This window comes from Dysgonomonas mossii (assembly GCF_004569505.1).
Taxonomy (GTDB): domain Bacteria; phylum Bacteroidota; class Bacteroidia; order Bacteroidales; family Dysgonomonadaceae; genus Dysgonomonas.
Genome location: NZ_SPPK01000002.1, coordinates 427,575 through 444,363, shown reverse-complemented (window position 1 = coordinate 444,363; position 16,789 = coordinate 427,575). Strand labels below are relative to the sequence as shown.

14 protein-coding genes are annotated in these 16,789 nt (G+C 37.0%); 12 read left to right on the top strand and 2 right to left on the bottom strand.

The genetic code is table 11. The features are described 5' to 3' along the window. Positions 1 to 40 precede the first annotated feature (40 nt). The 6 genes from E4T88_RS07215 (at position 41) to E4T88_RS07190 (ending at position 5,379) form a co-directional block, all read left to right on the top strand. A complete protein-coding gene (locus E4T88_RS07215) occupies positions 41 to 997 on the top strand; it encodes a capsular polysaccharide synthesis protein (RefSeq protein WP_135104792.1) in 957 nt (318 codons plus the stop codon). 238 nt (positions 998 to 1,235) lie between these two features. After that, complete coding sequence (locus E4T88_RS07210; RefSeq protein WP_135104791.1) at positions 1,236 to 2,381, top strand: DUF1972 domain-containing protein; 1,146 nt, start codon at positions 1,236 to 1,238, stop codon at positions 2,379 to 2,381. Then, positions 2,374 to 2,607 carry a hypothetical protein gene (locus E4T88_RS07205; RefSeq protein ID WP_135104790.1) on the top strand — a complete coding sequence of 78 codons (234 nt, stop codon included), beginning with the start codon at positions 2,374 to 2,376 and terminating at the stop codon, positions 2,605 to 2,607. The genes E4T88_RS07210 and E4T88_RS07205 overlap by 8 nt, the downstream gene beginning before the upstream one ends. 12 nt (positions 2,608 to 2,619) lie before the next feature. Then, a complete protein-coding gene (locus E4T88_RS07200) occupies positions 2,620 to 3,606 on the top strand; it encodes a glycosyltransferase family 1 protein (RefSeq protein ID WP_135104789.1) in 987 nt (328 codons plus the stop codon). A gap of 3 nt (positions 3,607 to 3,609) precedes the next feature. Next, entirely contained in the window at positions 3,610 to 4,872 is a 1,263-nt protein-coding gene (locus E4T88_RS07195) for a protoporphyrinogen/coproporphyrinogen oxidase (protein ID WP_135104788.1), read from the top strand. Between the two features lie 24 nt (positions 4,873 to 4,896). Next, a complete protein-coding gene (locus tag E4T88_RS07190; protein ID WP_135104787.1) occupies positions 4,897 to 5,379 on the top strand; it encodes a GAF domain-containing protein in 483 nt (160 codons plus the stop codon). Between the two features lie 6 nt (positions 5,380 to 5,385). Here E4T88_RS07190 and E4T88_RS07185 read toward each other — a convergent pair whose 3' ends face one another. After that, positions 5,386 to 7,215, bottom strand: a complete 1,830-nt coding sequence (locus tag E4T88_RS07185) for an SLC13 family permease (protein WP_167755447.1) — start codon at positions 7,213 to 7,215, stop codon at positions 5,386 to 5,388. 469 nt (positions 7,216 to 7,684) lie between these two features. Next, positions 7,685 to 8,212, bottom strand: coding sequence for a hypothetical protein (locus tag E4T88_RS07180; RefSeq protein ID WP_135104785.1), 528 nt, complete (start codon positions 8,210 to 8,212; stop codon positions 7,685 to 7,687). 397 nt (positions 8,213 to 8,609) lie between these two features. Between E4T88_RS07180 and E4T88_RS07175 the strand changes: the two genes are divergently transcribed. The 6 genes from E4T88_RS07175 to E4T88_RS07150 all read left to right on the top strand — a co-directional run bounded on the left by E4T88_RS07175 (position 8,610) and on the right by E4T88_RS07150 (position 16,778). Then, complete coding sequence (locus E4T88_RS07175; RefSeq protein ID WP_135104784.1) at positions 8,610 to 9,164, top strand: nucleotide exchange factor GrpE; 555 nt, start codon at positions 8,610 to 8,612, stop codon at positions 9,162 to 9,164. A 15-nt stretch (positions 9,165 to 9,179) separates the two neighbouring features. After that, complete coding sequence (dnaJ, locus tag E4T88_RS07170; protein ID WP_135104783.1) at positions 9,180 to 10,316, top strand: molecular chaperone DnaJ; 1,137 nt, start codon at positions 9,180 to 9,182, stop codon at positions 10,314 to 10,316. Positions 10,317 to 10,467: 151 nt separating this feature from the next. Next, positions 10,468 to 11,562: a Nif3-like dinuclear metal center hexameric protein gene (locus E4T88_RS07165; protein WP_135104782.1), complete on the top strand. Its 1,095-nt coding sequence runs from the start codon at positions 10,468 to 10,470 to the stop codon at positions 11,560 to 11,562. Positions 11,563 to 11,673: 111 nt separating this feature from the next. After that, the gene (locus E4T88_RS07160; protein ID WP_135104781.1) at positions 11,674 to 12,429 is read left to right on the top strand and encodes a zinc ribbon domain-containing protein; all 756 of its coding nucleotides are present in this window, start codon (positions 11,674 to 11,676) and stop codon (positions 12,427 to 12,429) included. A gap of 328 nt (positions 12,430 to 12,757) precedes the next feature. Further along, positions 12,758 to 15,301 carry an adenosylcobalamin-dependent ribonucleoside-diphosphate reductase gene (locus E4T88_RS07155; RefSeq protein WP_135104780.1) on the top strand — a complete coding sequence of 848 codons (2,544 nt, stop codon included), beginning with the start codon at positions 12,758 to 12,760 and terminating at the stop codon, positions 15,299 to 15,301. A 94-nt stretch (positions 15,302 to 15,395) separates the two neighbouring features. After that, positions 15,396 to 16,778, top strand: coding sequence for a DUF3329 domain-containing protein (locus tag E4T88_RS07150; protein ID WP_135104779.1), 1,383 nt, complete (start codon positions 15,396 to 15,398; stop codon positions 16,776 to 16,778). The last annotated feature ends 11 nt before the right edge of the window (positions 16,779 to 16,789 follow it).

Sequence of the window (16,789 nt, the reverse complement as noted above, 5' to 3'; positions counted from 1 at the left end):
AAAAGTATATTATCTTTATGAAAAGAAATGAGAGCTGTGAATGGAAAAATTGAGTAAAATATTTAAAAAAGCCGGAGGGAAAAGCTTAATCAAACAATACTGGAAAACAGGTGTACTTGGTTTTGCCATTATTGAGGCTTTATTGTTAGGATTTTCTAAAAAAGGGTTGGAGATTTTAAGGCTTTCTGTCCAGTATAAAACACAAGCAAAGCTAAAGAAAAAATACCAATATGTGTTGGATAGGTGCGATAAAATTGATTATGATTCTCTTCCGAAGGAACAATCTAATAAAGTATGGGTGTGCTGGTTGCAAGGAATGGAGAATGCACCCTTAGTTGTGCAAAAATGTCATGCTTCACTACATAAATATTTAAAAGACAAAGAAATTATATTACTTACATCTAATAATATACAAGAATACATAACCCTCCCCCTATTTATTATGGATAAATGGGAAAAAGGGATTATATCAAATGCCCATTTCTCAGACCTAATACGTGTAGAACTATTAATTCGTTATGGAGGAACGTGGATAGATTCTACTGTCCTTTGCACCGGTTCTAATATTCCAAATTATATTCTCAACTCCAATTTATTTTTTTATCAACTATTAAAACCCGGTAGAGATGGTCATTGCCTTAATATATCCAATTGGTTTATCTCATCCTCAACTAATAATAAGATTATTCTAATTCTAAAAGAACTCCTACATGAGTATTGGATAAAAAATAATTCTGTATCCGATTATTATATTTTTCATATGTTTGTCGGGATAATCTGTGAAAAATATCCAGAGGAAGAACAAAAAATTACTAAATTTTGTAATTCCATCCCACATATTCTTCAACTAGATCTATTTGAACCCTTTGATGAAGATAAATTTGAAGCTATTAAACACATGACCTGTTTCCATAAACTTAGCTATAAATTCGAGGAAGAACTGTTAAAGAAAAAAGGGACTTTTTACGACATCATCATTAATAAAAAACAGGTATAAAATGGTTACCGAAGATAGTTTTTTTGATGAAAGAACCATAGCAAGGAACTCAAGTTCTCTAATGAATTAATTTAATAAGAACCTTTACGAGTAGTGTATAATAATTTTACATATATAAATTTTATTCCATATAGTCTATATGTTATTATTAGTTTAATACTGGGAGTAATTATTACAATTATAGTTTCAAAATATATTGTACAAAGGAATAAAAAACTTAGTATTTAATTTATATTCAATGAAAATAGCATTCATCTCCACCCGTGGAATCCCTAACAATTACGGAGGATTCGAACAATTCGCCGAATACATTTCGGTTGGATTAGTACAACGAGGACATGAGGTCGTAGTATATTCTCCTCGCTTTCATCCATATAAAGAATCAACATATAAAGGAGTACGTATAAAGCATATATATAGTCCTGAATTGTGGATGGGCGGTTCTGTAGGTAGTTTCTTCTATGACTTTAGCTCATTAAAGGATGCTTTAAAGAAAGAAAAATTTGATATAATCTATGATGCCGGATATACAAGCATCATACCCGCATATATTTGGTATAATATAAAAGATATTAAATACCCGATAGTTGTTACCAATATGGATGGACTGGAGTATAAACGAACAAAATTCAGTAAAAAAGTTCAGAAATTCCTGTTTTGGGAAGAACGTATGGCTGTAAAGCACAGCCACTATCTTATTGCAGACAATCTCGGCATTAAAGATTATTATAAAGAGAAATACAATAAAGATAGTAAGTTTCTTGCTTATGGAGCTGATATACATGAAGACTATAACAAAGAGCATCTCCATGAATACGGCTTAAGCCCTGATAACTATTTCTTGCTAATAGCTCGAATGGAACCAGAAAATAATATAGAAATGATTATACAGGGATATATAGAATCTAATCATGTAGACAGAACGTTAATTGTTGTAGGCAAAACAAATACTCCCCACGGAAAAGAATTAATTGAAAAATATAAAGGCTATAAATCAGTTCGTTTTGTTGGAGGAATATACGATTTTAAAAAGATAAATTCAGTTCGCTATTTTTCTACAGCATATTTTCACGGTCATAGTGTGGGAGGGACCAATCCTTCTTTACTAGAAGCAATGGCCTCTAGCTGCTTTATTATAGCGAATGATAACATATTTAACAAAGCCGTATTGAATAATAATGCATTATACTTTGCGAATAAAGAGGATATCACCACAATAGTAAATAATATTGATAGCAATTTGAACCAATACAAAAATATATTCATCAATAATAACTTAGAATGTATTAGAGAAGAATATTCTTGGGAAAAGCTGATTGATGACCATGAAAAATATTTTCTGGAAATTTTATCAAGTCACTCAAAATGCAACAATAATGGCTGAACACCTCCACATATACTCTTCTTCCAAAGAAGAAAAATATCTGGAGGAAAAAGAATTTCGTCCGATGGCAATGCAAGTGTTAGCTCCGGGCGCATTAAAGCCCGAAGAAGCCATAAAATACGTGTGCCGTTTCCCTCGTATTGAATCTATTCTGTTCGGATCTTCTTCACGTAATCATATTCAACAAACAAAATATTTGATTGATAAATACTCCCTGAAATTATAATTACTAACTAATATGATGTTATCTAAGATAATTACTACTCGGAAATATAAAGCTTGGCCAAGCTTCCATCTGATTTATGAATGGGAAGATATTATTTCCAATACATTCAACATTCCGTTATTTTATGAATCTAAACTATATGGTATGTTTAATTCTATCATTCGAAGAGTACCATATAATGGATCTATTCCATTGATTAATAAAAAATATTCTAATATGCTGCGCTTTGAAATATCTGCAAGAAACAGCTCAGATACTTACAATCGTGAAAATATATTGCCTGTGATTGTTGACTTCCATATATCAGAAAGCGATTTAACAGGATTTATCAACGCTTATAAAAATAATCCTTTTGTGCTTATATCAAGTGCAGAGGTAATGAAGTTTTTGGATGAACGTGAGGTTCCTCTTAAATATTATCATTTTCCTCTCTCATTACCAGATTTTTATCAATTTAAAAAAGATATGCTATCTGATAAAAAATATGACTTATTATTGGCCGGAAGACAGAATCCTATTTTGAAAGAATATCTGGATCAATATATTAAAGAGAATCCCAATTTTGTCTATGTATATGAAAAGCTAGAAGATGGGAAATTCACCTATTGCACAAATAAAGGAGAGATCTTAGGCGAATTTAAAGATAGAAAAAGTTATATCTCTTTATTACGCCAAAGTCGCGTAAGCCTTTATTCTACACCAGGAATTGATGGAGGTGAATCCCGGACTAAAGGTTTTAATCAGGTTACGCCTAAATTTTTAGAATTTCTTGCTGCAGGATGTCATGTATTAGCACGATATAAGGATAACCCTGATACAGATTTTTTCCATATTTCAGAATTTTCTCCTCATATTAATTCTTATGAAATGTTTAAAAGGGAGATGGATTATGCTCTAAATCATCCTATTGATGCAGACAAATATGAATCCTATTTGGAAAAACATTATACATCCTGCCGAGTTAACTTACTTAAAAACATACTAAAAAATTACAATTAAAGAATGGACAAGATAGCGATTATCGGAGCTGGAATATCAGGATTATCTGCAGCTCAGCTCCTAAGTGAACATGCGGATATAACTATTTTTGAAAAGGATAGTCAATCTGGAGGTCTAATTAAATGTATTAGAGTTGAGGATAATTTGTATCACATAGTAGGTGGACACGTATTTAATTCAAAAAATAAAAAAGTATTAGATTGGTTTTGGTCTTTTTTTAATAAAGAGCAGGATTTTACTTCAACTATAAGAAATACTGTTATCAATTTACTGAATTTCGTAAAATACCCTATAGAGAATAATATTTACCAATTATCTGAAGATCAAGTCAAAAATATTCTTAAAGATTTATTATCCATTAGCAAAATACCCAGCGAAACTTTTGAAAATTTTGAAGAGTTTTTATTAAAACGATTTGGAAAAACATTATATGAACTATATTTCAAACCATATAATGAAAAAATATGGAAACAGGACTTAAATAAAATACCCCTATCTTGGTTGGAAGGTAAACTACCAATGCCTACTGTTGAAGAGATCTTATTAAACAATATTTTTAGGAAAGAAGAAAAAGAAATGGTTCATAGTAGTTTTTTTTATCCCAAGATCAATGGATCTCAATTCATAGCTGACAGATTATCAAAAGAGCTAAATATAAAATATAATACTCCTATTTCTTCTATTAGATATATAGCAGATACAAGAAGCTGGATTATTGATAATGAGAAGTTTGATTTTGTTATTTATACGGGTAATATCAAAGATCTGAAAACGAAAATAGATACTCAATTGAACTTAAAGAATATTTTTAACGCTATCAGTGATTTGGAGTTTCATGGTACAACTTCTGTTTTATGCAAAATTGACCCAAATCCTTATAGTTGGATATATCTGCCAAATAAAAACTGTGATGCTCACAGAATAATATGCACTGGAAATTTTTCAGCAACAAATAATAGCCAGGGGATAACTACAGCTACTGTTGAATTTACTGATCATGTAGATAAGAATAAAATTGTAGATAATTTAAAATTGCTCCCTTTTTCACCTCAATATATAACACACAGGTATACAGAATACACTTATCCTATTCAATCTGTAGACACAAGAAAAGTAATTGATTCTTTTAAAAGAAAATTAGAATCGCAACAATTCTTTTTGCTAGGACGTTTTGCAGAATGGGAATATTATAATATGGATACTGCAATAGGCGCAGCAATGTCATTGTCAGAAAAAATTATAAACTTGATTAAAGGAAACTCTTAATATTATTTTTTTTTCATACTAATCATGTCACACTCTCTCCACATATCCACTTCTTCCAAAGAAGAAAAATACCTCACTCTCCTACCTCAGCTAAAAGGCTTGCTTGAAGGGGAGACAGACACTATTGCCAATATGGCAAATATATCTGCTGCCTTGAAAATGACGTTTGGATTTTTCTGGGTAGGATTCTATATAGTAAAAAGAGAAGAGCTCGTGCTCGGCCCGTTCCAAGGAACAATAGCCTGCACCCGTATCAAATACGGTAAAGGCGTTTGCGGCACAGCATGGAAAGAAAAGCGAACAGTTATAGTAGAGAATGTTAACGAATTCCCCGGACATATAGCTTGTGATGCCGCTTCGCTGTCCGAAATTGTAGTGCCTCTATTCAACCATAACGACGTAATCGCTGTTTTAGATGTAGATAGTGAATACCTGAATCATTTCGACAAAACGGACGCTCTCTACCTCGAGCAGATAGTGAAGCTGCTTGAAGATAAAATCAATTAAACCCTTTTAGAAAGGAAACAATAAAGGAAGAGCCAGTATCATAATTATTCCCATAATCACTTGCAAAGGTAAGCCGACCTTCATATAATCCATAAAGGTATAACGTCCTGCAGTCATCACCAATGCATTGGGCGGTGTAGAAAACGGAGAAGCAAAACACATACTGGCCGCAACTGCTACGGCAAACAAGAACGGATAAGGACTTATGCCCATCCCCTCAGCAGCCTTTAAGGCTATAGGCGTAAACAGCACCGCTGTGGCAGTATTACTTATAAACATAGTGAGCAAAGACGTACAAAAGTAAATCCCCGCAAGCAACGCATAAGGACCCATATCTCCCAAATGATTAACCAAAGAACCTGAGATAAGAGTGTCTACTCCTGTATTCTGAAAAGCAGTAGCCATCGGCAACATTGCACCAATCAGTACTACACTTTCCCAGTTTATGCTATTATACGCTTCTTCCATATTACGAAGACAGCCCGTTACCACCATCAGCACAGCAGCTAACATAATAGCAATCACCGAAGGTAGAATCTCTAACACCATTGCCAATACCATCAATATCATTATACCGGCTGCAATAGGAGCATTCTGATCCAATGTTACTTTAGCTGCCTCTTTCAGTGGTTGACCTACAAGCACCAGATCATCCTGCCTATTGTCTAAGTTTGCTAAATCTTTCCAAGTACCCTGTATCAGAAGAGCATCCCCCGAATGCAGCTTAGTATCTTTAATGTCCCGCATCTTATATTCATTCTGACGCTGAATACCCAACACATTTACGTTGTACTCTTCCCTGAAACTAATTTCAGAAATCGTACGATTTATCAATCTGGAATTAGGCATAATAAATATCTCTGCAATACCCGACTCCTGAAATCCTGCGAATGGAGTTTCATCGGTTTTTTTCTCCAAATGGAGATCATTATCAGAAACAAATCTTTCTATATTTTCTATATCTCCGAGGCAATATAATACATCATCTTTCAATATTACCGATTTGGGGCCTGCAACCTCCTCTACAAACTTTTTTCTGAATCTCGAATTACCATTCTTGCGTATAATTTTACTGATACTGATATCGTAGGTTGAAGCAATCTTTAGTTCGGCAAGCGTTTTGTTCAACAAAGGCGAATCAGACTTTACCTCTACCTTGTACGATTGTTGTTGCAGTTGGTATTCCTGAGCCAATTCAACCAAAGATTTTCCTTCTTTCTTCTTGCCCGATGATGAATCACTCTTTGAAACAAGCAGCTTGCTCAAGAAGAAGAGAACGACAACACCAATACCCAACGCAATGAAACCGATAGGCGCAAACGAGAAAAACGATAAGGCCTCATATCCGGCATCGACAAGCGCATTCTGAATCACAAGATTGGGAGGTGTACTAATCAACGTAAACATACCCATACTACTGGCAAAAGCCAAAGGCATAAGGTAACGACGTGGACTTATATTGGCACTCGCAGCCATACTCACAATAATAGGCATCATCACGGCCACAGTGCCCGTATTACTCACAAAAGCCCCGATAGAGGCCGTAACCAACATTACCAGAATAAAGAGTTTATTCTCATTCTGTCCTGCAGTCTGAAGTATTTTACTACTAATCATCTTTGCCAAACCTGTGCGGAAAATACCTGCTCCTACAACAAAGAGACCAATCATCATAATTACAACCGAATTGGAAAAACCGGCTAATGCTTCGGTAGGAGTCAACACTCCGGTTAATGCCAATATGAGCAAAGCACATACAGCCACAAGGTCTGAGCGAACCTTTCCCCGCATGAAGAAAAAAGAAGCGACCAACAAAGTTGCTAATGTTATATTGATAGGAGATAGTAAAGACGAAAGTTCCATTTGCGTAATTGTTTATAATTCCTTTCCAGTTTGTAAACAATGCAAAGATAAAAAATACTGATTCATCCAGCTACTTGTTTCTAACAACAACAATAAAAAGATAAGAATTGTTTGTATTTTTTCACTTTCGTTGAGTACGAAGTCTTTTTATAGAAAAAGGGATATTATACGAAGGATTCTCTTACGGCTTGCTAAGGAGAGGAATTTAGTTGTCTCCGAACAGAATGAAGCGCCTAAGGCTTAACAGTCTACAAGCAAGACTCCGTTCTGTTCAGAAAACAACAACATACAAACACGCTTCTGTGTACAAAGATACTTATATGTGAAAAAGGAATATCTTTTTATAAATTATACTCTAAAACACTACAAAAACAAGAATGTTCACACATTATGTTATACGCTAATATTTTTTAAATGTTACACGAATGTCAAAAATATACTTTTAATCAATAATACCTCCGATAATACTTCTGATACTTATCCCTGTAAAACAATCATCTTGGCAACCCTTCTCATTATAACCACACAAGGAAATCATTCCATCATTTTTTGTTTCAAAGTAAGTTTCTGTGCCTTTCCTTTTTTTCAACCAGTCTTGTTCCGCCCTTTGATAAACTTCATCAAGAGTTAAAACATCCGATGCAGGCGTATCTTTATGACTACCTAGTTGCAATCCTGTTTCAGTCCACTCCAATTCAAGATTAGGACTTACTTCACTCGGATAGCCGGTATATTTAAAGCTTCGCTGATTTACCTTGCCATTATAAACAGTGATAGTCGTTTGCCACGAATAACCAACCCATGTAGCTCCGGTTGTTGTATATTCGTATGTATTATTGGTTTGTTTCTTAAAACGATTCCAAACTTCCTGACTATCCTTGAATTTATCTTCATATTCAAAATCGCCTTTATCACAAGATGTAAAAGCAAAACCAACGAACAATAGTATTAGTAGCATTTTATGTTTCATCGTCTATACACTTTGGGGTTATTTATTAGCAATATATTATTTTTTCAAACTAGATCTTTTTATTTTAGCAACACTTTCTGAATAGAAATAAGCAAGTTCATCTCCTATAATATTATGATGCAATACGAGTCTTTTTCGTTGCATTTACTTTTTATATATCTCAAAAAAATAAAACTTGACAATTTAAGGATATATCAATCCGTTCAGCACAACAAAGATACTCTATATATTCCTTTGCAGTACAATCTATATTTTATTTGAGAATTGAGACTCCATCAGAATTTTGGCAAGCCTTTTGCTATATACTTATCAACATCAATTTGGATACAATAAATTACGCTTGTTAATTTATTGACAATATCTTTGTTATTAGCTGAAAATAAAATAAATATAAAATATGAAAGAGGATATTTCTGATAAAGATCTTGAAAGAGATGAATTTGTAGAAACAGACAATCTGACAAATAATCAGACAGAAGAAAATGCAGGAGACGAAGCAAGTGACAATGTGACCGATTGGGAAGCAAAATACAATGAGCTCAATAACTCTTACCTGCGCCTTAATGCTGAATTCGACAACTATCGCAAACGTACATTGAAAGAAAAAGCCGAGCTGCTTAAATCAGGTAGCGAAAGAGTGTTGCTTGACATCATAGCGGTAGTCGATGACTTTGAGAGAGCATTAGACAACATCTCAAAAACGGAAGACATAGATGCTGTAAAAGAAGGTATAGATCTTATATACAGCAAGTTTTCAAACTTCCTCACCAAGCACGGAGTAAAAGAGATAGAAACCATCGGTCATGCATTCGACACCGATAAGCATGAGGCGGTGACTACTATTCCGGCTCAGAGCGAAGAAGACAAAGACAAAATCATAGACAGTATACAGAAAGGATATACACTCGATGATAAAATCATCAGATATCCTAAAGTAATTGTTGCAAAATAAAACAAGAATATTTCGATGGCAACAAAGAGAGACTACTACGAAGTGCTGGAGGTAACCAAGACCGCAACATCTGAGGAAATAAAAAAAGCATATCGCAAAAAAGCAATTCAGTATCACCCCGACAAAAACCCGGGAAACAGTGAGGCAGAAGAAAAATTTAAGGAAGCTGCCGAAGCCTACGAAATACTGAGCGACGAGCAGAAACGTGCCAAATATGACAGATACGGACACGAAGCTCCGGGCGGATTTGGCGGTGCAGGAGGATTCTCGATGGATGACATATTCTCTCAGTTTGGCGATATATTCGGCGGGCACTTTGGAGGAGGATTTGGCGGATTTGGCGGGCAACGTGGCCCTAGAACAAACAGAGGTTCAGACCTTCGTGTAAAAGTCAAATTATCTCTGAAAGATATCGCATCGGGTGTAGAGAAAAAAATAAAAGTAAACAAATTTGTTTCTTGTACGCACTGTAAAGGTACAGGAGCAGACAAAGGCACAGCCTACGAAACTTGTTCGACCTGTAAAGGCTCGGGTGTTGTTACTCGTGTGATGAACACCATTTTGGGGCAAATGCAGACACAGTCTACTTGCCCGACATGTAACGGTGAAGGAAAGACCATTACAAAAAAATGTGCTCACTGTGCCGGAGAAGGTATCACCCGCGAAGAAGAAGTGATAACCATCAACATTCCTGCCGGAGTAGCAGAAGGCATGCAACTATCGATGAGTGGTAAGGGAAATGCAGCCCGTCATGGTGGTATAAATGGCGACTTGCTTATCTTGGTAGAAGAAGAACCGCATCCTGAGCTGTTCAGAGACGACAATGATATAGTTTACAACCTACTGTTAAGTGTTTCTACAGCCGCACTAGGTGGTAATGTCGTTGTACCTACTATAGACGGAAAGGTAAAGGTAACGATAGAACCGGGAACACAACCGGGTAAGGTTTTGCGACTCAAAAATAAAGGTCTGCCAAGCATCAACAGATACGGCACGGGAGACTTGTTGATAAACATCAGTGTCTATATTCCCGAAAACCTGAGCGACAGCGAGAAAGAGACCCTCACAGGATTGGAAAACTCTCCTAACTTTCAGCCTAGCAAATCGGTAAAAGAGAAAATATTCACTCATTTCAGAAAAATGTTCGATTAATCTCAATATTATTTAGATAAATAAAAAGCAATTCTTCCTTCTATAAGGGAGAGTTGCTTTTTTATTTCTCCTGACCTATATAAATGATGTAATATTTCATTTTCTATTATATCTTTGTTATAACCTAATGTTTATACAAATACAGCGAGCGATGAAGATTAAAGATATTCTGCATGTCATAGAACAGATTGCCCCTATTCCTTTGCAGGAAGGATTTGATAATAGTGGAGTGCAAATAGGAGATATACATCAGGAAGCCAAAGGCGCAATTGTTTGTATAGACGTCACCGAGGCCGTAATGGACGAAGCGATAGCCTTAGGCTGCAATCTGATCATATCGCACCATCCTCTGGCGTTCCGCAGCTTCAAATCTCTCACAGGCAAAAATTATATCGAACGCTGCATGATAAAGGCATGCAAGCACGACATCGTTGTATATGCAGCCCATACCAATCTGGATAATGCTTCGGAAGGAATTAATCAGTATTTGGCTGATATGCTCAACCTGCAACATGTAAGGATTCTTGATCCGCAAAAGGACAAACTACTTAAGCTTGTAACCATTGTTCCACATTCACATGCCGAGCTTTTGCGCAATACATTGTTCAATGCAGGAGCCGGATCGATAGGCAACTACGACTCGTGCAGCTACAATATTACAGGAGAAGGAACATTCAGAGCAGGTGATGAAGCCAAGCCCTACTGTGGCGAAATAGGTGAATTGCACACCGAACCCGAGACACGCATCGAAATGGTATTGCCTGTATACAAGCGGTCGGAAGTTTTGCGCGCACTCATCTCCGTACATCCCTACGAAGAACCCGCATACGATTTCTACGCTTTACAAAACGAGTGGAGTAAAGCCGGAAGCGGTATCGTGGGTACGCTGCCCGAAGAGATGGACGAAGAAGATTTCTTATACTTGCTCAAAGACACATTCCACCTCAATATGCTGCAGCACTCGCCTTTGCGTGGCACACCTATACGCGACGTGGCTATATGCAGCGGCAGCGGGGCATTTCTTATTCCGAAAGCAGTTTCTTACAGTGCTGATATTTTCATCACGGGAGAGGCTAAGTATAACGACTTCTATGACGTAGAAGACAAAATATTGCTTGCAGTGATAGGACATTACGAGTCTGAAATTTTCACAAAGAATATTTTTTTCGATATTATTTCAAAAAAATATCCTACCTTTGCAGTATATATGTCAGGGTTTGACGTAAATCCTGTAAAATATTTGTAATCAGGCGGTGACCTACTCCCGCTTATTACGGATGATGTAGTAAGAAGATAGTTGAAACTATTCGATTACTGCATTTTTTTATGATAGAAATTCAATAAACAAAAATATCTTATGGCAAAAAAATCTACAGAAAAAGAAGTAACGGTAGAAGAAAAGCTACATACGCTTTATCATCTACAGCTGAAACTATCTGAAATAGATAATATCAAAATCCTACGTGGAGAACTTCCTCTTGAAGTAGCCGACCTTGAAGATGAAATCATCGGATTGGAAACTCGTATCAAAAAACACGAGGCTGAATTAAAAGAAGCTGATACTGCAATTTCGCATCAAAAGCAAAAAGCAAAAGACAGCGAGCTCAAAATTGCAAAATATAAAGAACAGCTTGATAATGTTCGCAACAATCGTGAGTTTGATCACCTCAGCAAAGAGATAGAGTTCGAAACATTGGAAATTGAACTTTCAGAAAAACGTATCCGCGAATTTAGCCAGGATTCTAAAAGCCTTGCTGAGCAAATAGAAAAGAGTAAAGCTTTTCTTAGCGAACGTGCTGCCGACCTTGCTCAAAAGAAAGAAGAACTGGATGGCATTGTATCTGAAACAAAACAACAAGAAGAACAACTTCGCGACGAAGTGAAAGATATCGAGGCCGAAGTAGAACCTCGTTTATTACAAGCCTTCAAGAGAATTCGCAAAAGTGCACGCAACGGTTTGGCTGTTGTATGTATAGAGCGTGGTGCTTGCGGGGGTTGCTTCAACAAAATTCCACCACAAAAACAAATGGATATCAAAATCGGCAAGAAAATTATCGTTTGCGAATATTGTGGTCGTATCATGATTGATCCGGAACTAATAGCAGCAGAGTAACTTATCAGAAAATAACATATTTTACAAATAATCGGAAAGGTTAAAAAGATCTTTCTGATTATTTTTTTTGCTTTTTTCTTAAACATTATCTTCCACATCTTGTTCTATTTACTATACAGTGAAAAACAAAATGGAAAACTTTTCTCCAATATATAATTTTTACACATCTAATTTTCAGATAATTAAATTTTAAAACGGAAAACTTTTTACTTTGTTAATAAATATATATTACAAAATTTGTTTCATCATCACATAATCTGTAATATTGCATTAACAAAAAAAAATCAAGAGAAACAGACAAAATAATTTATATAAAAAACATAAACAAATGGCACAGAAGGTTTACACTTTTGACGAGGCGTATAAAGCCGCACTTGATTACTTTAACGGTGATGAGCTAGCCGCTAAAGTATGGGTTAACAAATATGCCCTAAAAGATGCGACAGGCAATATCTACGAACAATCGCCCGAAGATATGCATTGGAGATTGGCGAACGAAATAGGCCGTATAGAATCAAAATATAAAAATGGACTCACTACCCAAGAGCTATACGACTTGTTTGACCAATTTAAATATATTGTGCCACAAGGAAGCCCAATGACAGGAATAGGCAATGACTATCAAATAGCATCATTGTCGAACTGTTTTGTTATCGGCATGGATGGATCATCGGATTCGTACGGGGCTATTATCCGCGTCGACGAAGAACAAGTACAACTAATGAAACGCCGTGGAGGTGTTGGACACGATTTATCACACATACGTCCTAAAGGATCTCCGGTAAAGAACTCAGCTCTTACATCTACCGGACTTGTCCCTTTTATGGAAAGATATTCCAACTCTACACGTGAAGTCGCTCAAGATGGACGTCGTGGAGCCCTTATGCTTAGCGTATCTATCAAGCACCCTGACTCGGAATCGTTCATTGATGCAAAAATGATAGAAGGGAAGGTTACGGGCGCCAATGTTTCGGTGAGAATAGACGATGCCTTTATGCAAGCAGTAGTAGACGGAACACCGTATACACAGCAATACCCGATAGACTCGAACACCCCGACTACAGTAAGAGACACTAACGCTACCGACCTGTGGAAAAAGATAGTTCACAATGCATGGAAATCGGCCGAACCGGGAGTATTGTTTTGGGATACCATCATCAGAGAATCTGTGCCGGACTGCTATGCAGACCTTGGATTCAAGACTATATCCACAAATCCATGTGGCGAGATTCCTCTTTGTCCTTATGACAGCTGCCGTCTATTGGCTATCAATTTATATTCATACGTAGTGAATCCATTCAAAGAAGATGCATATTTCGACTTCGAACTATTCAAAAAACACGTGGGACTGGCACAACGAATCATGGACGATATTATCGATCTTGAAACCGAGAAGATAGATAAGATCCTGAACAAGATAGAAATTGACCCTGAAAACGAAGAAGTAAAATGGCCTGAAAGGCATCTATGGGAAAAAATCCGTAAGAAAACACTACAAGGCCGCCGTACAGGAGTAGGTATCACAGCCGAGGGCGACATGATTGCCGCTATGGGCTTGCGCTACGGAACAGAAGAGGCTACAACTTTTGCCGAAGAAGTACACCGCACACTGGCTATTGCTGCATACCGTGCTTCTGTGGAACTGGCGAAGGAACGTGGAGCATTCGAAATATTCGACATCGAACGTGAAAGAAACAATCCTTTCATCAATCGTTTGGCTGAAGTTGATCCGAAACTATACAAAGACATGGAAAAATACGGACGTCGCAACATAGCATGTCTTACAGTAGCACCTACAGGAACAACAAGCTTGATGACACAGTCGACATCAGGTATCGAGCCGGTATTCCTCCCGGTATACAAACGTCGCCGCAAAGTGAATCCAAACGACAAAGAAGTCCGTGTAGACTTTGTTGACGAAAACGGAGACTCTTGGGAAGAATATGTCGTATTCCACCATAAGTTTGTAACATGGATGGAAAGTAAAGGATATCCTGCTGCCAAACGATATACAAATGAAGAAATAGACAAGATGGTTGCCGAATCGCCTTACTACAAGGCTACTTCAAACGATGTAGACTGGCTACAGAAAGTAAAAATGCAGGGACGCATCCAAAAGTGGGTAGACCACTCTATCAGCGTAACCATCAACCTGCCATCTGATGTTTCGGAAGACCTCGTGAACCAACTTTATATAGAAGCTTGGAAAAGCGGATGTAAAGGATGTACTGTATACCGTGACGGATCGCGCGCCGGAGTTCTTATTGCCAACGACAGCAAAAAGGAAGAAGAAGACTGCGGAGACTGCTACGAACGCCCTCAGATAGTAATGGAACGCCCTCGCGAACTGGCTGCGGATGTCATCAAATTCCAAAACAACAAGGAAAAATGGATTGCTTTCATCGGCTTATTAGACGGACGCCCTTACGAGATCTTTACCGGATTGTCGGACGACGATGAAGGCCTTGTGCTTCCGAAGAACATCAATCAAGGTGTGATTATCAAAACAATGAATGACGAAGGTCAACGTTCATACGACTTCCAGTTTAAGAATAAGAGAGGTTATAAAACAACAATCGAAGGACTGAACGGCAAGTTCAACCCGGAGTTCTGGAACTACGCCAAACTAATATCAGGAGTGTTGCGTTACGGAATGCCTATCGATCAGGTTGTAAAACTTGTTCAGGGACTTGAACTCAATAGCGAAACAATCAACACATGGAAGAATGGTGTTGAACGTGCACTGAAGAAATACCTACCGAACGAAACAGAAGCCAAAGGTCAAAAATGTCCTGTCTGTGGATTAGAAACATTGGTATATCAAGAAGGTTGTATGAAATGTACAAACTGTGGTGCATCGAAATGCGGATAAAGCATTTTTCAATAATAATAACAAAGCAGCAAGACAATTTATCTTGCTGCTTTTGTTTTTTATTGTATTTTTGTAGCAAACTTACAATAACTTCATGTACGCCCAGAACAACAGTTTCGACCATGGAGTATCTCTTTTTCGAAAAATATATAGCAAGACGGAGAGACTCTTATATTCTATCAGCAACACCAAAACAAAGATAAGGGCGTGTTGGATAGTTGTGATACTAATCTGTTTCACAGCTCTATATTCACTAAACAGATTGACTCCTATTATATCCGATGACTTTGCATATCTCTTTATCTACGGAGAAGAAGGTCGTATCACTTCGATCAAGGACATTATACATTCTCAAGTCAACCATTACTACATGTGGGGAGGACGCTCCGTTGTTCATTTTATCGCACAAATACTGCTAATGCTCCCTACCGATGTAGCAGATCTACTAAATACACTAGTTTATTTAAGCTATATCTTCTTAATCTACCTGCACATCAAAGGAAGAACAAAAAATAGTATTTTCTTATTCTTAACCGTCAATCTTGGAGTATGGTTTTCACAACCCGTAATTGGCGATACCATCTTTTGGCTAACGGGCTCTGCCAACTACCTTTGGGGAACATGGCTGATTTTACTATTCCTTTTGCCCTTCAGGCTGTACATAGGAAGAGTATCAACGCCTATACTACAAGCTTTTTACTCTATGTGTATTTTCACACTGGGAATACTAGCCGGATGGACAAACGAAAACACAGCGGCTGCAATGTTAGTGATTGTTATAGGCTTTTTCATATATTACCGTTCACACAAGTGGTCTATTCCTGTTTGGGCTATTGCTGGATTTGCCGGAGCTATTATAGGCTTTATCATCATGATAGCTGCTCCGGGAAACTTCGTAAGAGCGGGAGAATCTACATCATTCAGCCTATACAACTTAAGTTACCGCCTATTTATGTGGACGCTTACATTCTTTTATTATAGCGGACCTCTTTTTCTTATTACTCTCATTTCCATTATCACTTTCAGTCGTTTCTCGAGAGGAGATAAAAAAGACAAAATGAAGCTTGTGCTTATATATGCAGTAGCTGCTATTGCAGCAGTATATGCCATGCTGGCTTCACCTACATTCCCCCGCAGAGCACTTTTCGGCGTTGTCACGTTCCTTATTATTGCCATAGGCATCTGCTTTTATAACCTGGATTATAAAAACGTATTTTTGAGGCAAATAAGACTTATCGTAGTATCAGTATCACTGATAGCCTTTTTATTTACCTTTTATCTGGGCTGGAAAGAAATTAATTCATACAGCAAGATAGTAGCACAACGGGAAGTTGCTATAAAACAAGCGAAAGAAAAAGGTTTAGATTATTGTGAATTTACACGATACAACGGAAGTTCGTACATACACGGAGAAGACCCATATTCAGAGGAGCTAATGTCTCGCTATTATGGGATAAGGATCAAATTAAAAGATTGAAACGGGATTAA